At 66.0% G+C, this 17,616-nt stretch carries 21 protein-coding genes and 1 pseudogene; 10 read left to right on the forward strand and 12 right to left on the reverse strand.

Annotated features, from left to right (window positions below; genetic code table 11):
• Nucleotides 1-139: 139 nt before the first annotated feature.
• A complete protein-coding gene (locus tag HJG52_RS13355; RefSeq protein ID WP_171244018.1) occupies nt 140-715 on the reverse strand; it encodes a hypothetical protein in 576 nt (191 codons plus the stop codon).
• 348 nt (nt 716-1,063) lie between these two features.
• Between HJG52_RS13355 and HJG52_RS13360 the strand changes: the two genes are divergently transcribed.
• Nucleotides 1,064-1,864 (forward strand): SDR family NAD(P)-dependent oxidoreductase, encoded by an 801-nt coding sequence (locus HJG52_RS13360; RefSeq protein WP_277352160.1) that lies wholly within the window; start codon nt 1,064-1,066, stop codon nt 1,862-1,864.
• Nucleotides 1,865-1,892: 28 nt separating this feature from the next.
• Complete coding sequence (locus HJG52_RS13365; protein WP_171244020.1) at nt 1,893-2,912, forward strand: GAF domain-containing protein; 1,020 nt, start codon at nt 1,893-1,895, stop codon at nt 2,910-2,912.
• Here the strand turns inward: HJG52_RS13365 and HJG52_RS13370 are convergent.
• Nucleotides 2,872-3,309, reverse strand: a complete 438-nt coding sequence (locus HJG52_RS13370; protein ID WP_240978038.1) for a helix-turn-helix transcriptional regulator — start codon at nt 3,307-3,309, stop codon at nt 2,872-2,874. The genes HJG52_RS13365 and HJG52_RS13370 overlap by 41 nt on opposite strands.
• Before the next feature lie 307 nt (nt 3,310-3,616).
• On the opposite strand from HJG52_RS13370, the gene HJG52_RS13375 reads away from it, so the two are divergent.
• The gene (locus HJG52_RS13375) at nt 3,617-4,333 is read left to right on the forward strand and encodes a hypothetical protein (RefSeq protein ID WP_171244022.1); all 717 of its coding nucleotides are present in this window, start codon (nt 3,617-3,619) and stop codon (nt 4,331-4,333) included.
• Between the two features lie 126 nt (nt 4,334-4,459).
• A pseudogene (locus HJG52_RS13380) lies at nt 4,460-5,645 on the forward strand (IS3 family transposase).
• A 296-nt stretch (nt 5,646-5,941) separates the two neighbouring features.
• Here the strand turns inward: HJG52_RS13380 and HJG52_RS13385 are convergent.
• The 3 genes from HJG52_RS13385 to trxA are packed head-to-tail and all read right to left on the reverse strand — an operon-like array spanning nt 5,942 to nt 7,084.
• Nucleotides 5,942-6,208: a metal-sensitive transcriptional regulator gene (locus tag HJG52_RS13385; RefSeq protein WP_171244023.1), complete on the reverse strand. Its 267-nt coding sequence runs from the start codon at nt 6,206-6,208 to the stop codon at nt 5,942-5,944.
• A 56-nt stretch (nt 6,209-6,264) separates the two neighbouring features.
• Nucleotides 6,265-6,657 (reverse strand): DUF302 domain-containing protein, encoded by a 393-nt coding sequence (locus HJG52_RS13390; protein WP_171244024.1) that lies wholly within the window; start codon nt 6,655-6,657, stop codon nt 6,265-6,267.
• A 58-nt stretch (nt 6,658-6,715) separates the two neighbouring features.
• Nucleotides 6,716-7,084, reverse strand: a complete 369-nt coding sequence (gene trxA, locus HJG52_RS13395) for a thioredoxin (protein ID WP_171244025.1) — start codon at nt 7,082-7,084, stop codon at nt 6,716-6,718.
• Nucleotides 7,085-7,305: 221 nt separating this feature from the next.
• On the opposite strand from trxA, the gene HJG52_RS13400 reads away from it, so the two are divergent.
• From HJG52_RS13400 to HJG52_RS13415, 4 genes are all read left to right on the forward strand, one after another.
• Nucleotides 7,306-7,629: a rhodanese-like domain-containing protein gene (locus tag HJG52_RS13400; RefSeq protein WP_171244026.1), complete on the forward strand. Its 324-nt coding sequence runs from the start codon at nt 7,306-7,308 to the stop codon at nt 7,627-7,629.
• A gap of 57 nt (nt 7,630-7,686) precedes the next feature.
• Nucleotides 7,687-9,090, forward strand: a complete 1,404-nt coding sequence (locus HJG52_RS13405; protein ID WP_171244027.1) for a rhodanese-like domain-containing protein — start codon at nt 7,687-7,689, stop codon at nt 9,088-9,090.
• A gap of 79 nt (nt 9,091-9,169) precedes the next feature.
• Entirely contained in the window at nt 9,170-9,346 is a 177-nt protein-coding gene (locus tag HJG52_RS13410) for a hypothetical protein (RefSeq protein WP_171244028.1), read from the forward strand.
• A gap of 242 nt (nt 9,347-9,588) precedes the next feature.
• Nucleotides 9,589-9,744, forward strand: a complete 156-nt coding sequence (locus HJG52_RS13415) for a hypothetical protein (protein ID WP_171244029.1) — start codon at nt 9,589-9,591, stop codon at nt 9,742-9,744.
• 34 nt (nt 9,745-9,778) lie between these two features.
• Here HJG52_RS13415 and HJG52_RS13420 read toward each other — a convergent pair whose 3' ends face one another.
• The 4 genes from HJG52_RS13420 to HJG52_RS13435 all read right to left on the reverse strand — a co-directional run bounded on the left by HJG52_RS13420 (nt 9,779) and on the right by HJG52_RS13435 (nt 12,559).
• Entirely contained in the window at nt 9,779-10,654 is an 876-nt protein-coding gene (locus tag HJG52_RS13420; protein ID WP_171244030.1) for a cytochrome c biogenesis CcdA family protein, read from the reverse strand.
• The gene (locus HJG52_RS13425; protein WP_240977820.1) at nt 10,651-11,154 is read right to left on the reverse strand and encodes a DsbA family protein; all 504 of its coding nucleotides are present in this window, start codon (nt 11,152-11,154) and stop codon (nt 10,651-10,653) included. The genes HJG52_RS13420 and HJG52_RS13425 overlap by 4 nt, the downstream gene beginning before the upstream one ends.
• A gap of 266 nt (nt 11,155-11,420) precedes the next feature.
• The gene (locus HJG52_RS13430; RefSeq protein ID WP_206070561.1) at nt 11,421-11,918 is read right to left on the reverse strand and encodes a hypothetical protein; all 498 of its coding nucleotides are present in this window, start codon (nt 11,916-11,918) and stop codon (nt 11,421-11,423) included.
• Nucleotides 11,915-12,559 carry an ArsR/SmtB family transcription factor gene (locus HJG52_RS13435; protein ID WP_346767733.1) on the reverse strand — a complete coding sequence of 215 codons (645 nt, stop codon included), beginning with the start codon at nt 12,557-12,559 and terminating at the stop codon, nt 11,915-11,917. The genes HJG52_RS13430 and HJG52_RS13435 overlap by 4 nt, the downstream gene beginning before the upstream one ends.
• A gap of 92 nt (nt 12,560-12,651) precedes the next feature.
• Between HJG52_RS13435 and HJG52_RS13440 the strand changes: the two genes are divergently transcribed.
• Both HJG52_RS13440 and HJG52_RS13445 read left to right on the forward strand, forming a co-directional pair.
• Nucleotides 12,652-13,026 (forward strand): DsrE family protein, encoded by a 375-nt coding sequence (locus HJG52_RS13440; protein WP_171244033.1) that lies wholly within the window; start codon nt 12,652-12,654, stop codon nt 13,024-13,026.
• A gap of 7 nt (nt 13,027-13,033) precedes the next feature.
• Nucleotides 13,034-13,849, forward strand: coding sequence for an extracellular solute-binding protein (locus HJG52_RS13445; protein WP_171244034.1), 816 nt, complete (start codon nt 13,034-13,036; stop codon nt 13,847-13,849).
• Nucleotides 13,850-13,926: 77 nt separating this feature from the next.
• Here the strand turns inward: HJG52_RS13445 and HJG52_RS21865 are convergent, their stop codons facing one another.
• From HJG52_RS21865 to HJG52_RS13460, 3 genes are read right to left on the reverse strand one after another with little or no spacing between them, the layout of a single operon-like run.
• Nucleotides 13,927-14,517, reverse strand: coding sequence for a methyltransferase family protein (locus tag HJG52_RS21865; protein ID WP_430413344.1), 591 nt, complete (start codon nt 14,515-14,517; stop codon nt 13,927-13,929).
• Nucleotides 14,459-16,240 carry an aa3-type cytochrome oxidase subunit I gene (ctaD, locus tag HJG52_RS13455; RefSeq protein WP_171244036.1) on the reverse strand — a complete coding sequence of 594 codons (1,782 nt, stop codon included), beginning with the start codon at nt 16,238-16,240 and terminating at the stop codon, nt 14,459-14,461. The genes HJG52_RS21865 and ctaD overlap by 59 nt, the downstream gene beginning before the upstream one ends.
• A 38-nt stretch (nt 16,241-16,278) precedes the next feature.
• Entirely contained in the window at nt 16,279-17,553 is a 1,275-nt protein-coding gene (locus HJG52_RS13460; protein WP_171244037.1) for a GNAT family N-acetyltransferase, read from the reverse strand.
• Nucleotides 17,554-17,616 lie beyond the last annotated feature (63 nt).

A 17,616-nucleotide genomic window follows, 5' to 3' on the forward strand; every position in this document is an offset into this window, starting at 1 on the left:
ACGACGATGATGCACTCGCCCGTCCTCGGCGACGGCTCCGTCCCGGGGGGACAGATGATGGGCGGATCCGCCGCAACCGTCTGGGCTGCGCCGCCCATCACGATTCCCCCAGTGGCCAACGCAACCACCACGAGCCTTCTCAGCATGGTTTCCCCTTGAGTGTGTCGACCGTGACGAAGAACCCCTGCGGCACCTTGGAAACGGTGTAGGTGTACTCCTGACGGTCCGGACGTCCGGCCTTCACGACGGACGTACCCGCTGTGTCGACGACATCGACGCCGCTGACATCAATGCACGCCACCACGGCGAACGCCTTGCCGTCCTTCGTCGTCGCGGATGATGACCGCACCACCGATTGGCCGACCTGAGTCCAGCCCTTCGCTTGGAGAGCCCCGAGCTCGACTCGCGACTGGCTGGCTGCCTGACCACGGGCCACCGTCGAGATGAGGTTGAGGCTCTTCTTCGGATCGGCGGCTAGCTGGTCGAGGACCCTCCAGTAGCGGCCGATCGTCTCCTCGGCCGACTTGATGTCCCTCTGGGCAGGGTTCAGGGGTGTCGGCGTCGACGTGGACGCCGTCGACGTGGACGTGGTGGTGGTCCACGAGCTCGTCACGGGCGGCTGTGGATCGGGGTCGTTGCAGGCGGAGATCAGCACCATCACGGCGACCAGGCTCGCTGCACTGCCGAGGGCGCGGGTTCGGCTCCGGGTCGTCATCTGCTTCTCCTCGATCTCATTGGGCTAAGGCTTGGATCAGTCCTGCGAGGGGACACTAGCTGCCGAACTTGATACAGCCAGACTAGTGCATCTATCTCGCTCAGGCATCTCGGCGCGCGCCGAGGGCCGCCCTGTGGGCGGATGCATGACGTTGTCTGCTGTGGTCAACCTGCTATCCCGTTGCACTTCTGTCCGTCCGCCGATGAGAGGCGTGGAGGATCGCGGATACGTTGCAGGGGACCAGGCCGATGGGTTCCTAGCGCTGACCCATCCCGAGATCAGAGAGTCCCGGGCGCAGTAGGGAAAGGATATTCGATGTTTCGTCTGGCATCCATCGGAGGCAAGTCGATGCGTTCGCGTCGTGCGGTGGTGACTGGGGCCGGTGGAGGTATCGGCGCAGCGTTGGCGACTCAGCTCGCCGCCGCGGGGACCGCCGTGGTCCTAGTCGACAACAACCCCGACGCGCTGTCGCGGGTGGCGGATCGCTGCAGGGACCTAGGTGTCCCTGCGAGCAGCTGGGAAGTCGACGTCGCCGACCATGGTGCTGTCGTTGATGCCGCCCGGCAGGTCGTCGAGGACGACGGCCCACCGGATGCGCTGTTCAACGTCGCCGGCCTGATCCATCATGGCCCGCTCGTCGACTCCGACTTCGCCGACATCCAGCGGGTCATCCAGGTCGATCTGCTCGGCACGATCTCCTGCTGCCAAGCCTTCCTCCCGGCGCTGTCTACGCATGCCAGGGCACGGATCGTCAACGTTTCCAGTGCGTTCGGGCTGGTGGGCGTGGCTGGGTACAGCGCCTACAACGCTGCGAAGTTCGCCGTCAGAGGGTTCACCGAGGCACTGCAGCAGGAGACCCCCGCCAATGTGACGGTGAGCTGCGCATTCCCGGGTGGGGTGCGGACCGACGTCATGCGTAACGGGCTCTACGCAACGGCTGCCGACCGAGCAGGCATCGTGGAGCGATTTGACGACGTCATAGCGCGTACCTCCCCCGATGCCGCAGCCGAAGTGATACTCCGGGGATCTGGCCTAGGTCGTCGTCGCATCATTGTCGGCGCAGACGCCCAGGTTGCGAACGCGTTGTCCCGGATCGCCGGCAGCCGGTACCAGGTCTTGACCCGCCGACTTGGCGCTGGGCGCACCTAGACTCTCAAGGGTTTACGAAGGGGATGCCATGTCCAACCGCTGGCTCTTGATCGAAACCTTCGGAGGGGATCTCCCCCCGAGCATCATCGGGGTCGGTTCGACCCCGAAGCGCATGGTCCCGCTGCGCTCGGTCCTGGGACGGGGTCGATCGCTTCGAGCTGTCGAGGAGATCGTCGCCGAGGTGACGGAAAGCGGCAGAGCTCAGGAGCTCGTGACCCACGATGGGGGCCGTCGCGTCCTGGGCTACCCGCTGCATTCCTACCGGGGCGACGTGCACGGCGTGTGGGTATGGACGGGTCAAGTCGACGAGACAGCCCCGGAACGCGGCCTGGCCGGCGCCTGGCACTTCAACCTCAGTACCGACACCATCGGCGGCAGCGACGACCTGCTCGACCTGTACGGGGTCGAGCCCGAGGACCGGCAGACCGAGCGTGCCACCGCAGAGGCCTTCACCCGCCTCGTCCCGAACACCGACGATGCCGCAGCACTGGCCCTGCTGATCCGGTCAAGGCCAGGCGACGAGCATCAGGCGGTCTGGGCCATCCGCCGCGACGACGGCGAGATGCGAGCCGGACACCTGTCGTGCCGCGCCGTCGAGGAGCTCCGGGACGGCCGCGTCGAAGTCGTGCTTCGAGGCATCACCCAAGACATCGGCCCGGCCGAGGCGACCCCTGCCGCCCCTCCCCCGGTCGTGTTGGAGCAACGAGTGCTCGAGAGCATGGCGCGGCCTGGCGAACACCGCGCCCTGTTCAACCTCAAGAACCTCAGGATCCTGCGCTGGATCGACCAGCCGCTGCCGGGCCTGCACTGGACCCTGGACCCAGCGCATCCCGACGCCAGGTGGATCCACCCCGACGACGAAGGCGTCGCCGAGCAGATCTCCGCCTCCCTCCGCACCGGGCGCACCACCGGCCGGCTCCGAATGGCGGCCGAGGGAGGCGGCTGGATCACGGTCGACGTGCTCGCCAACATCGTGCTGCTCGACCAGCACACCACCGCCGGCCTGTTCACTCTCCGCCGCGTCGAGCAGCCGTCAGAGCGGCCCTGACCTCGTCAACGCCAACTCCCAGCACCTTGGCCAGCGCCTGCAAGGCGACCTGTGACGGCATACGGTCCAGCTGACCAGACTCCCAGCGCGCATAGGTCGGAACGGACACGTGCGTCTCCTCGGCGACCTGCCGTGCGCTGAGACCGGCCAGGACTCGCAGCCGTCGAAGGTCTGGGTCCCCCGTTGCGGGGACGAGCAAGTCCGCCGACGTGACGTTCAGGACGTCGGCGATCCTGTGCAGGACCTCCGCTCGGGGGACCGACGCGCTCCTCTCCCACCTCGACACCCGCTCTCCTCCAGCCACTCCCACGAGGCGTGCCAGTTCGTGCTGTGTGAGGCCGGCCTTGACGCGAGCATCACGCAGCGCCTGAGGGTCCACCAAAGGGTCGGTCTGCATCACCGCGCACCCTACGGCCCTCATCGAGCCCAAGACCAGACGGGCAACCCACCCGCGAGAGCAGCTCGATGCCAACTCGGGCGGCGGCTCGAGCTCCCGGGGTCCACTTTCCTCTGTTCTGGCACCAGCAGAGCGGACTCCCCCGCACCAGCACGCTCAACGTCGAACTCAACTACGTAGAGAGGATCCATGGCTCACCTGACCGATGCGCCTTGTGCCCGGGGACACTCCGGCAGAGGAATCGGCTCGGCGACCGGATTCTCGAGGCCTCCACGAGCCCGCCGGGCGAAGGAATACAGTCCTACCCATGGGGCGGATCAGGGGTCACTACGAATGGGACGACGACGACCTGTCCCCCGGCCAGAAACGGGAAGGCGGCCTCCACCAGAACCTCTACGACCGCGACGGCCATCTGCAAGGGAGTGCTCGATTCATTCCCGACGATGGCACCGACTCCGACCCGCTCGTCGTCACCCAGAACGTCTACATCACCGTTGAGCAGCGACGCGAAGACCAAGACGAGGACGAACTCGCCCAAGCTGTCGCGGCCGTAGTCCTGCATCTCCTAGGCCGCGGCCTCATCGCCGCCCAGCCGCACATTCAGCAATGGTGGCGCGAGTCCGGACGATCAGCCGTCCAAGCGCGCCGCGACAGGCTGGCCGCACGCGTGCCGCTATGGATGGTGCGCAGGTCGCGCACTATCGACGCCACCGTCGCCGACCCCGGCCGACAAATCGCCAATTCACCACACGAAGGCCGCCCCGATATGTCCCGCGCGGAGGCGCAAGCGCGCTACCTCGCCGCCCTCGCGGCCAAGGCATACAGCGACGAGCAGATTCGCCTGGTGGCCAAAGCCCACATCATCGACACCGACGGTCTCGAGCAGTTACAACGCTCCATCGCCGAACTGCCACCAGCGCAGCTCAGAGGACTCCTGGAAGCGATGGCCCTCAACCCGAGCCTCCTCAGCGACGAATCACTCGCCGAACTCGCCAGCCTTCTGGCCCGACGCGAACTGCAATGACACCCGACGATCGCGCGCGCCGACCACTGAGCACCCGCGAAGGGGACTGCTGAAGGTTGGCTCTCGGGACTGCTGCACGGATTGGGGACATCGAGTTTGGCTAGGGCGAGGGTCCTGGCTGGAAGGATGTTCATCGTGGCTGGCAGGTACCCAACGGAGTTCAAGGAGGACGTGATCCGGGTTGCCCGCGATCGCGGACCCGGGGAGACACTCGAACAGATCGCGCACGACTTTGGTGTGCACCCGGTGACGTTGTCTAAGTGGCTGCGTCAGGCCGACATCGAGGACGGTGCCAGGGCTGGAGTGACCAAGGAGCAGGCCGGCGAGCTGCGTGAGGCACGTCGTCGGATCCGGCGCCTGGAGCAGGAGAACGAGGTCCTGCGCAGGGCCGCGGCGTACCTGTCGCAGGCGCATCTACCGGGAAAAGGTTCTACCCGCTCGTGAGAGACCTCGTAGCGAGCGGGTCCCGGCGGTGGTGTCGCTCGAGGTCCTTGGGCTGGGTCGGTCGCCGTACTACCGGTGGTTGGCGACCCCGGTCACCGGCAGCGAGCTGACCGAGGCTTACCTGTCGAACGCGGTCTTCGACGCCCACCGCGACGACCCGGAGTTCGGGTACCGGTTCCTGTTCGACGAGGTCACCGACGCCGGCCACGTTGCCAGCGAACGGACGATGTGGCGGATCTGCTCGGACAACGGCTGGTGGAGCGTGTTCGGCAAGAAGAAGCGCGGCAAGCGGGGCAAGGTCGGCACCCCGGCCCACGATGACCTGGTGCGGCGCGTGTTCACCGCCGATGGCCCGAACCGGCTGTGGGTGACCGACCTGACCGAGCACCGCACCGGTGAGGGCAAGCTGTACCTGTGCGCGATCAAGGACGTGTGGTCCAACCGGATCGTGGGCTACTCCATTAGCGACCGGATGGAGTCCAAGATCGCCGTCGACGCCCTCAACAACGCGGCCTCCCGACGCCGGATCGAGGGCCTGACCGTGGCCGGCTGCACGCTGCATTCGGACAGGGGCTCGCAATTTCGCGCCCGGAAGCTGCAGCAGACGCTGTGGCGCCACCAGATGGTCGGCTCCATGGGCCAGGTCGGCTCAGCGGGTGACAACGCCGCCATGGAAAGCTTCTTCGCCCTCCTGCAAAAGAACGTCCTCGACCGGCGTCGATGGGATACCCGCGACGAGCTGCGGATCGCGATCGTGACCTGGATCGAACGGACCTACCACCGACGCCGACGACAAGACCGCCTCGGCCGGTTGACGCCCATCGAGTACGAACTCATCATGAGCAAGGCCGCCGATCAGGCAGCGTAGAAATCAGTCCCCTGATCGTGCAGCAGTCCCGTCCTTCGCGGAACCGCCCTGCTCAATCTGTCCGAGCAGGTCCGTGCGACCCAGCCGAGCGTCAAGCGCGCAGGGCGCGCGGCAGGCTCTGCGGGTTTCTTCATGGTTGGACCTCACCCGGCCTAACGAGGGGACGGGCCATTGGCGCGGGACGACGGCGCACAGGCGCAGAACGCGCCATGCGCCGTTCTAGCCGGTGCGGGGCGCCTCGGCGGTTCGACAACGACGATGCGCTCGCCCTGCACGGCACGTGCACAGGGCGTTTGTCAGGCGAGGGTGAGGAAGAGCTTTTCCATGGTGGCCTGGTCCTCGGCGTTGATGCCGTCGGGGGAGGTGAGGCATTCGCGCATGCCGGAGGAGACGATGGCGAACCCGGCTCGGTCGAGGGCGCGGTTGACGGCGGCGAGCTGGGTGACGACATCGCGGCAGTCGCGGCCTTCTTCGATGAGCCGGATGACGCCCCCGAGCTGGCCTTGGGCGCGGCGTAGGCGGTTGATGACGGGGGTCATGTCGTCGGTGTTGAGGGTGACCATCGGTGTGCTCCTGGGGCTCGGTCTGGGCGAATGGCGAAACAGGGTGTTGACGTGCGTCAGACGGTGAGAGAGTTGAGTGCCGCGGTCAGCCTCTCGCGAGCGTCGGCGGTGACGTCGGTGAGGTTCTCGTTGCGGGTCATCGTGACCATGACCTTGGGGTCCATCGCTTCGACGAGGGTGGTGTCGTCGTCGATGGAGCGCACGACGACGTTGCACGGCAGGAGCAGCCCGATGGACGGTTCTGCCTGGACAGCGGCGTAGGCCAGTGGTGGGCGGCAGGCGCCGAGGATGACCTGCGCGGGGATGTCGGCGTCGGGCTTGGCCTTGAGGGTTGCGGCGAGGTCGATCTCGGTCAGGACGCCGAAGCCTTGGTCGGCCAGCGCCGACCGCGTCGCGTCCAGCGTGGGCGCGAAGGGCTGGTTCACGGTGGTGCTCAGGGCGTAGCTCACGACGGGTGCCCTTGGTCAGTGCTGGCGTTCACGTGCTCGGTATCGCGGGTGCGGACGTTTAGGCGGGCTGGTTCTGCTGGGCGAGCTGGGTGCGGATGGCGTCCATGTCCAGGGCGCGGACGCCGTCGATGACCTGCTCGAGACCGGCAGCCGGGAGGGCTCCCGGCTGGGAGAACACCAGGATGCCGTCGCGGAACGCCATCAGGGTGGGGATGGACGTGATCTTCGCGGCGGCGGCGAGGGTCTGCTCGTCTTCGGTGTCGACCTTGCCGAACACGATGTCGTCGTGGGTGACCGAGGCGGCCTCGAATACGGGCGCGAACTGGCGGCACGGGCCGCACCAGGACGCCCAGAAGTCGACCAGGACGATGCCGCCGGCCGTGATGGTGGACTCGAAGTTCTTTGAGGTGAGGGTCTGCGTGGCCATGGGTTGTGCTCCTGTGCATATGGTTGAGGAAAAATACCTGGTGGGGTATCAAGCGATGCCCGTCTGACATTCATTCCCAACGCGACTTGCGCTCCGACCACTGCCGGTCGGGGCTTAGCTCGGCAGCCCCGGGCTTGACGGGAATACCCCCGAGGGTACTACGGTTGAGCCTACTCAGATACCCCTGTAGGTATCTCACCCCCATCGTGAGGAGTTCTGGAATGTCCGAGGTCACCCTCGACGCCTTCGCCGACGCCCTGGCCGACGGGGCCACCGTCATCGACGTCCGCGAGCCCGGCGAATACGTCGGCGGACACGTCCCCGGCGCCGTCCTCATGCCGATGGGCGAGCTGCCATCGCGAACCGGCGAGCTCGACAAGTCCCGCCCCGTCTTCATCATCTGCGCCTCCGGGAACCGATCCGGTGCCATGACCGACTACCTGCGGCACAACGGGTTTGACGCGCGTTCCGTCGCCGGTGGCACCTCCGGCTGGGTCCACACTGGCCGTCCCGTGGTGACCGGCACCCGGCCGAACGCCGCCTGAGTGGCACTAGAACAGCCCACCATTGCGCACGACCGACCCCGACTGCGAAGGAACCCCATGAGCACCCCCACGACGACCACCCCAGTCATCGTCCCCATCGACACCCCCACTCTCGGTGACCGCTCCTACCTCGCCCATGACGGGCAGGTCGCTGTGGTCATCGACCCGCAACGCGACATCGACCGCGTCCAGGCCCTCGCCGCAGACGCCGGCGTGCGCATCACGCACGTGTTCGAGACCCACATCCACAACGACTACGTCACCGGCGGCCTTGCCCTCGCGGCGGCGACCGGTGCCAGATACCACGTCAACGCCGCAGACGACGTCGCGTACGACCGCTCGCCCATCAGCGACGACGACGTCGTCGAGGTGTCCGCCACGATGCGGGTCCGCGCCATCGCCACCCCTGGCCACACCTACACCCACCTGTCCTACGCCCTCGAGGCAGCACCCGCTGCTGGCGCGGCGTTCGAGCCGGTCGGCGTCTTCACCGGCGGGTCACTGCTGTTCGGCGGCACCGGCCGCCCGGACCTGCTCGGCCATGACCACACCCACGAGCTGGTGAACCACCAGTTCGCCTCGGCGCACCGGCTCGCCGAGGAGCTGCCCGAGCACACGCACGTCCTGCCCACCCACGGCTTCGGGTCGTTCTGCTCCGCCGGTTCCACCGGCGACACGACCGCCTCCACCATCGGACAGGAACGCAAGCAGAACCCCGCCCTGACAGAAGGCCGGGAGCGCTGGGTCGCCGACACCCTGGCCGGCCTGGACGCCTACCCGGCGTACTACGCGCACATGGGCCCGGCCAACGAGGCCGGCCCGAGCGCGCCCGACCTGAACGCGCCGCAGGCGGCCGACAGGGACACCCTGGCCGCGCGCATCGCGGCCGGTGAGTGGGTGGTGGACCTGCGCACCCGGACCGCGTTCGCCGCGGGTCACGTCACCGGCACCCTCAACTTCGGGCTCGACGGCCAGTTCGCCACATACCTCGGCTGGCTCATCCCGTGGGGCACCCCGCTGACCCTTCTCGGAGACAGCGCAGAGCAGGTCGCGGACGCGCAGCGTGAGCTGGTGCGTATCGGCATCGACCGCCTCGAAGGTGCCGCGACCGGCACCCCGGACGACTGGACCGACGGCGACCTCGGCACGTTCGAGCGGGTCGCGTTCGCCGACCTCGCCCAGGTCCGCCACCACCGCCCCGTGCAGGTCCTCGACGTGCGCCGGGCCTCGGAGTACGACGACGGACACATCGACGACGCCACGAACATCCCGTTGCACGAGCTGCTTTCCCGTATCGGTGACGTCCCGGCCGGCGAGGTCTGGGTGCACTGCGCCGGCGGGTACCGCGCCTCCATCGCTGCGTCCGTCCTGGCCGCCCGCGGCATCCTCGTCGTGGCCGTCGACGACAGCTTCGCGGAGAACGCCGCTGCGGCTGGACTTCCCATCGCCACCGCCGCCTGAGGCACCACCACCGCGCCCGTCGCCCACCACCTCAGACCCACGACGCCTTTCACCACCCCACCTCGAAGGAGAACTCACCATGTGCCGTCCCGTCAACTGCAAGATCTGCGGCAAGACCACCTGGGCCGGCTGCGGCCAGCACGTCGACCAGGTCATGGCCGGCATCCCCCGCGCCGACCGCTGCCCCGGCCACACCGACGCCGAGAAGCAGGCCTCATCATCTGGCTCGTTCTTCGGTCGACTGTTCGGCCGCTGACCCGCTACCCCCTCAGCGGGGGTCTCCGACACGCCACCCCTCACGCGCGACCACCGATCCCCTGCCCGCCACCCGGCCCCGGCAGGTACCGCGGGCATCGTCCGGGGTCGGGTGCCGCCGCACCCCGGCGCCCGACCCCTGAGCTCGCACTGCCCTCGCTCTCCCCCTGGCGGACCCTGCCTGCCGGCCCGCACCAGAGTTGACAGTGTGGTTGGGTGGAGAATCAAGCGGAGGAGAGGGCGATGGAACACTTCACGGCTACGTGGCTCATTTACGGGTTGATCATCATCGTGATATTCGGCGTCGGTTTCTGGTTCATGGGCAAGAGTCGGTCTGGCGCTAAACCACCGAAGGACCCCGGCAGCAAGGAGGGTCATCGCGCCGGCCGCGACGACTGACGCATGCACACCATGGACGTACCTCCCGGGGGGGCTAGGTCGCTGAATCGCGGCTACGGCTCCTGTTGCGCTGGAATGTGTTTACCCTGCGCAGGGCAACCGCCGCTGCAATGACGGCGACCGCCAACGGCGCCGACCAGAGCGGGACATCAGCAACCGTGCGAGTGACGGCGTTCTGCGCCGTGACCTCGAGGTCGCTCGTATCACCGATGCCAAACCAGGCTGACACACCGGCCGTTCCATCGAATCGGAGAAACAGGTACCCGATGACGATGAAGAGGACTCCTGAGACCAGTGATGTTGTGTGCAGCTGTAGCCGTCCGACTGGAAGCGAACGTCCCCGTAGCCAGCCTCGTTGTCCCAGCTTGAATCTGTCCCACAGCGCGGCGAGGACGAATAGAGGTGCTGCCATGCCCAACGCATAGACAGCGAGCAGCAGTCCGCCTTGGGTGGGATTGGGCTGGGTGGCAGCAACCGTGAGGATTGCGCCAAGGACCGGTCCTGAGCAGAACCCGGCGAGACCATAGATCGCGCCCAGCACCAGGGTGGAGCCGTATCCCCCAAGCCCGCTCTGTCGGCGTTGGGTCCACGCCTGCAGTCGTCCTACCCCGGGTATGGAGAACCCGAGACCAAGGATTTGAGCCAATCCCAGAACGATGATGGTCCACCCGGCACCGGTGATGACCGCTTCGCGGTGTGCGTAGAACAGGCTGGATACGGCCGCTGCGCCTGAACCCAGTGGGACCAAGGTTATCAAGAGGCCTAGGTAGAACACTCCGGTCCTGGCCATCAGCGCCGTCCGGCTGGCAAAGGCATAGGCGAAGAAGGAGGGCAGGAGAAGGGCGCTGCATGGCGACAGCAACGACAAGGTTCCAGCCGCCAGCGCCGCAAGCAGGTTGACTTCGGTCATCGCTTGGCGGCGTCCTCGATCGCCTTCTCGAAGACCTCCGTCGGCTGGGCGCCGATGATCGGCTGTCCATTGATGATGAATGCAGGGGTTCCAGTGACCCCTATCGACTGTCCTTCCCGAGCATCGGCGTTCACGGCTTCGGTCAGTTCTGGACGTTTCATGTCCGTCACCAGCTTGGCGCCATCGAGTCCAGCCTTGTCGGCGACGGATCCCAGGTACTGGGGAGTCAGCTTGCCAGCATTGACCGGCTGCTGGTTGTGGTAGAGCGCATCATGGAAGGCCCAGAATCCACCCTGCTTTGCCGCGGCCCGGCCCGCCAGGGCCGCAGTCATCGACTCCTGCCCTAGATACGGAAAATCGCGCCACTCGATGCGGAGGACCCCTGAGTCCACGTACTTCTTCACCAGAGTCGGCTGAGTGTCTCGAGCAAACTTTCCGCAGAAGGGGCATTGGAATTCGGAGTAGGAGATCATCACCACCGGGGCGTCCACCTTGCCCATCGCCAGGGGGTCGTTCGGCGTGCGTCTCGCCAGTCGTACCAGTGGGTCATTCTCCGAAGCCGCGGGCGCAGACGGCGATTGTCCACCGGATGCCGTCGCGGACGACGACCTGGCAGTCTCGTTCGGCCGACTCGCGATGAAGGCGACAGCAGCCAACAGGACGGCGACTACCGCTATCACCACGGGGACTACCGGCGAGGAGCGCGGGGAGGTGCTTGCAACCATGACGTGTTTCCCTTCAGACGTTGTGCGGAACGTGTAGCGGGCTAGGTGGTGGGTACGGGGCATGATCGGGAGGCCGCCAGCCGTCCGCGCAGCGCCCAGGCCAACAGGGCGATGCCGGCGGCTTGGAGGATCGGCTGGAAGGGTTCGAACCAGGTGATGGCACCGGTGTACCCCAAGGCCAGCAGGACGAGCTTGTTGCACACGGGGCAGCCGACCGCGAAAAAGGTCAGGAACGCCCCGGCGTAGCTGCTGACCTGCCGCTCAGCGGCTGCTGCACCCTCTGCGTTCCCGCCTTGAAGTGTCGGACCGGCGGACTTGTCGTCAGCTACGTAGGTTCCGACAAGGAGTCCCACCAGCACTGAGCTGATCACCAGTGAGGGCCAGGCCCACCACGTTGGCGGGATCTCACGGCTGAACGCAGGTGTGTCGATCAGGTCCGTGGGAACGGCGACGGCGATTCCGTAGGCCAGGGCAACCAGAGCTGCCGTCGACCACTGCCGGGTTTCCCATCCAGCCAGGACCTGTCTTGCCGCGGTCACCGGTGGCCGACCGCAACGGGCAGGCCTGCAAGACGCCACTCCAACATCCCGTCCTGCAGACGCACTGCCTCACGTCCCATGGCGTGGATCAGGGTGACTGCGTCGTGCGCCATGACGCAGTAGGCGCCACGGCAGTAGGTCACTATTCGAACCGCTGGATCGATGTCGCCCAGCCGCTCATTGACCTCCTCCAAGGGCATGGAGATCGCCCCCGCAATGTGCCCACTGGAGTACTCGCCGTGGGGCCGCACATCCAGCAAGGCGATGTCTTCGCGTCGCATGAGGTCAAGCAGCTCGGCCCGACTGACCTCGTCGACCTCTAGGCCACCGGAGCCGAGATATGACTCCAAGGCGAACTTCACGTCAGGAGAGTGGCGCTTAGCCACTGCCCCGAGGGCGGCGTGCAACTCAGCCACATCGTGGTCCGTCAAGCGGTAGATCTGACGCGTACCCATCCTGCGCACGCGAACCAGGTTCGCGCCCCGCAGGATCTGAAGGTGGGCAGACACCGAGCTCAGTCCTTGGCCTGTTGCCTTGACGATCTCGTCCACCGAGTGCTCGGACTGGGCGAGCAGCTCAATGATTTCCAGACGTCGCGCACTGGCGAAGGCCTTGCCCACCACCGCGAGTTCGCCGAACACCTGGTCTCGTGACTCTGACACTGTTCCTCCAAAGATCTTTGGACTAACGTACATGCGTGTTCCGACCAAGAGAAGTCTTCGATGAGAGGTAGATGCCGGCGATGAGCACAGCGACAACCCGAGCAGAAGACGAGGTCGGCGTAGTGATCCACCTCGATGAGGACACGAGCGGCAAGTTCGAGGCAGTCCTGCGCAACGTGGGCCACCTTCTCGACGAGCTGGACCGTTCGCCAGTGGAGCTCGTTGCTCACGGACCCGGAGTCGCGGTGATGCTGCGAAGCAATCCTCACGCGGGAACGGTTCAGGATCTTCGCGACCGGGGGCTCTCCTTAGTGGCTTGCGGAAACACGCTGGCACGCATGGACATTGCCCCCCAAGAACTCGCACCGGGCGTGTCGGTTGCGTCGTCGGGGTTGGGGCAACTGGTTCGTCGGCAACGTCAGGGCTGGTCCTATGTCCGCCCCTAGAGCTTCGGTGACGTACTTCTCAGCTGGTTCGTTCGACACGGTCCTCGACCTTGGTGGCGACCCCGCGGCTTGCGACTTGGCGGTCTTCTTCGCCGGCAACCAATTCATGGTGGTGCCAACCCTCATCGACGCCTTCGTAGCGCAGCATGATGCAGTCTCCAGCGTCTTCTACGAGACCTTGCCACCCGGGATCGTCGCGGATCAGGTACGCACCGGGAGGCTGCAGGTCAATGACCTCGTTATCAGCACCCCGCCCGACGTCGTTGCGCTCAGCCCCACCACCCTTCTCGAGCTGCGCGACGAGGGTCTTGTCGGGTGCGCCAACGCCTACGCGTCCAACGACCTGGCGCTTCTCGTGCAGCGCGGCAACCCGCTGGCGATCACCGGGTGGGAGGATCTGGCTGCGCCAGGGATCCGCGTAGCGTTTCCCAACCCCGCAACGGAAGGGATCGGGGCCCTTGCCGCTGAGACCATCGAGCGTGTCGGCGGATTGCGGCTGCGCGAGCGAATCATGGCCGACAAGCACGCAAGCGGCGACACAATCCTGACGGACATCCACCATCGCCAAGGCCCCGCATGGCTGGCCGAAGACCGAGTCGACGTCGCCGTTGTCTGGACCACGGAGGCGACATGGCACACCAGCCGAGGGGAAGGATTCACGGCCATCACCCTTGACCCTGCCGAGCAGGGGGAAGGGCACTATGCCTGCGCTGCGGCCACCAAGTCGACTCACCCTGACCTGGCGGAGGCTTTCGTCGCCTTCATGACGAGCACCCAGGCGCAGGCCCTCTACCGGAGTCATGGGTTCAGCACCCTCTCATAGGCCATCATCGCCGCTGAAGCCTCGTCCCGCGCTGCGCCCGCACACCCGTGAGTTGGTCACGGCGGAAGGTCGCTTGCTCAACCGTCCTGACGGGTCCAAATGCCTGCGATCCTGTCGTGTCGAGGCACGAGCGCTCCGACGCGTCTTTGGTAATCGGCATACCCCGGGTAGAGCTGCCGCAGTCGACTCTCCTCAAAACCGATCTTGCCGACGAGGACCAAGACCAGCGCCAGCAATGCGCCCAGGTGCACCCACGACCCACCCCGAAGGGCCAGCCCTGCGCCGGCGAGCAGCACTCCGGCATACATGGGATGGCGAACCCACCCATAAATGCCGGTTTCGCGCACCCCCGCCCCAGGCTTGGGCACAGGAGAGACCGTCAGAGCGTGACCCAGCGTCGGTACAGCCACGAGCGCCAACGCAGCGCCACTGACCAGTAGGAGCCAACTCAGAGCGTGGAAGGGCGACGCGCGGAGGGCACGACTGGGCCAGAGCGCCAAGACGATCAGGAGCGAGAACTGCGCACTGACCAGGATCGCCGCCCACCGGTCGGCGCCTCCTGGAGACCGAGGTCGACTCACCTGCATGGCCCTTCCACCGTCGCAGAGCTCAGTCTCGCTCCTCGTGAAACCGAGGGTGCAGGTCCGAATCATACGAGCCCGTGACATGCCCGTCCGAGGTGGGGGCCTCAACCACGACCCCGGTAAGGACACCGGGATCTGCGCGAAGGGCGGACGTCGGGGCCGCCTCGGGGTGGTGCAGGTCGAACGCCGGACGCTCCGAGCGGATGCGCGGGATGGTGTCGAAGTTGTGCCGCGGCGGCGGGCAGGAGGTCGCCCACTCCAGGGAGGCACCCCAGCCCCACGGGTCGTGGGTCTCGACCAGTGGCGCGGTGCGCCACGTCTTCCACACGTTATACAGGAACGGCAGCGTCGAGGCGGCGAGCAGGAACGCCCCGTACGTCGAGACCTGGTTCATCCAGGTGAAGCCGTCCTCGGGCAGGTAGTCCGCGTAGCGGCGGGGCATGCCGTCGATGCCGAGCACGTGCTGGATGAGGAAGGTGGTGTGGAACCCGATGAACAGCATCCAGAAGTGGATCTTGCCGAGGGTCTCGTCAAGCATGCGCCCGGTGAACTTGGGCCACCAGAAGTAGAAGCCGGCGAACATCGCGAACACCACGGTGCCGAAGACGGTGTAGTGGAAGTGGGCGACGATGAAGTAGCTGTCGGACAGGTGGAAGTCCAGGGCGGGGCTGGACAGGATCACCCCGGTAAGACCGCCAAACAGGAACGTCACGAGGAAACCGATCGACCACAGCATCGGCGTCTCGAACGTGAGCTTGCCGCACCACATGGTGCCGATCCAATTGAAGAACTTCACCCCGGTGGGCACGGCGATGAGCATCGTCATCACCGCGAAGAACGGCAGGAGCACCTGGCCGGTGGCGTACATGTGGTGGGCCCAGACGGTGACGGACAGGGCAGCGATCGCGATCGTGGCGAAGACGAGGGTCTTGTAGCCGAAGATCGGCTTGCGCGAGAAGACGGGCAGGATCTCGGAGATGATGCCGAAGAACGGCAGGGCGATGATGTAGACCTCGGGGTGCCCGAAGAACCAGAACAGGTGCTGCCACAAGATCGGGCCGCCATTTCCTGGATCGAAGATGTGAGCGCCGAAGCGACGATCTGCAGCCAGGGCTAACAGTGCGGAGGCCAGGACCGGAAAGGCCATCAACACCAACAGTGACGTGATCAGCACGGTCCAGGTGAAAAGTGGCATCCGGAACATCGTCATGCCGGGGGCGCGCATGCAGATGATCGTGGTGATGAAGTTGACTGAACCCAAGATGGTGCCGAATCCCGACAGGGCCAAACCCATGACCCACAGGTCACCTCCGATACCTGGACTGTTGACCGCGTCCGACAGGGGCGCGTAGCCCGTCCACCCGAAGGAGGCGGCACCGGTCGGCGTCATGAAACCTCCAAGGACCATGAGGGCGCCGAACAGGTACAGCCAGTAGGCGAACATGTTCAGGCGTGGGAACGCCACGTCGGGGGCGCCGATCTGAAGCGGCATGATCGCGTTGGCGAAGGCGGCGAACAGTGGCGTCGCGAACAGCAGCAGCATGATCGTGCCGTGGATTGTGAACAGCTGGTTGTACTGCTCAGGGTTGTCGACGACCTGCAGACCCGGCTCGAAGAGCTCGGCGCGGATCAACATCGCCAGCAGGCCGCCGACCATGAACAGGGTGAAGGACGTGACGAAGTACCAGTTGCCGATGACCTTGTGGTCGGTCGTCGTCACCCATTTCACGATGGCGCGGCCCCGTGCGCGCCTGTGGGCGGGTGGTGCCTGGCGTTCGGTAGCGCGAGGCGCCTCAAGAATGGCCATGGTGTCGCTCCTCGGGTTTTGGGTTCCCGCCAGTCGCTCTACAGCCGACTGGCGGTGGTGATGTCGTCAAGAAAGTCGGCGCGCATCTGCTGGGTAACAGTTGGTCGTGTCGCCCCGATCACGCGCAGGTAGTCATCGGTGGTACCGCGGCATCGCTGGCCTGAGTCGATGCTGCACTCGAAGACTTCCTGGGCCACGGTTCGCGCTGCGTGCGCGATATCCGCCGGGGTCAGGCCGTCGCTTGCGAGCGACAGCGCCCTGACGTCCACTTCGGAGGACTGAGCGGACCTGAGGTGGTGGGCCCACATGGCCATGCGAGCTTCTTCGTCAGGTGGCCCCACGGGCAGAACAAAATCGAAGCGGCCGTGCCGCATGAACGCCGAGTCGAGGGACCGCACGGAGTTCGTGGCGCAGACGAGCAAACGCCCCGGCTCGTCGCGAAAGGCCACCAGCGACTTGAGCAGCTCATTCACCACACCGATCGAGCTGGAGGTGCCACCCTCCCGCGCGGCCGCGATTTCCTCGATCTCATCGATGAACACCACCACACGTTCGAGCCGACTCAGCTGATCGAACGCCAGTCTGATACCTGCGGGAAGACCCCCGTCAGTGGTCGCCAGGCGGGACGGGAACAGCTCGACGAAAGGCCACGCCAGTCGTGAGGCCACCGCCTTCGCGAAGGTTGTCTTTCCCGTTCCCGGCGGGCCGAACAGCATCACGGCGCGTGGTGGTTGCACTCCGTGGCCATGAGCTTGTTCGGGCTGCGACAATGGCAGGACGATGCGCCGCTCGATGAGGGACTTCTCGGCCTGCATTCCCGCTACTGCCTCCCACAAGCCTGCGGCAGGGATTGAACCGCCAAGATCTTGCAGCAAGGTCGCGGTCTGCGCCGTCACCGTCTCGGTCTTCTCGAAAAGGGTGAGCCCGTCACGGCGCACGAAACCGCTGTTCACGAATGCCTGGGAACCGGTCTCGTTGGCCGGAAGCAAGGCCCGCACCTTGCGTACCCCCAGCATCGTCAAGCGGTGCTCGAGCGCCGAGAGCAGCGCGCTACCCAGACCTTGGTCACGCCACTGTGGGTCCAACGCCAACCGCACCACCCACGCTCGATCAACCTCGATCCTGCTCACCGCTGAGCCGACCAGACCACCACCCACGACCGCCACCACTGCGGGATGTCTACCATTCAGCGCCGCCACCACATCGGCCATGGCAAAGACCGGGGACTCAGACGTTGTGGTTGACCGTTGATCAAGGAGCACGGCGGCTTCGAGATCCTCAGGCTCGAAGTCACGCAGGTGCCATGCGGTCACGGCAACACCCTCCCCTTGGCGACGTCAATCCCAATACAAGCGGCTGGTCTGAGGCCGCGTATG

Origin of the sequence: Knoellia koreensis (assembly GCF_013041615.1) — a bacterium.
Classification (GTDB): domain Bacteria; phylum Actinomycetota; class Actinomycetes; order Actinomycetales; family Dermatophilaceae; genus Pedococcus; species Pedococcus koreensis.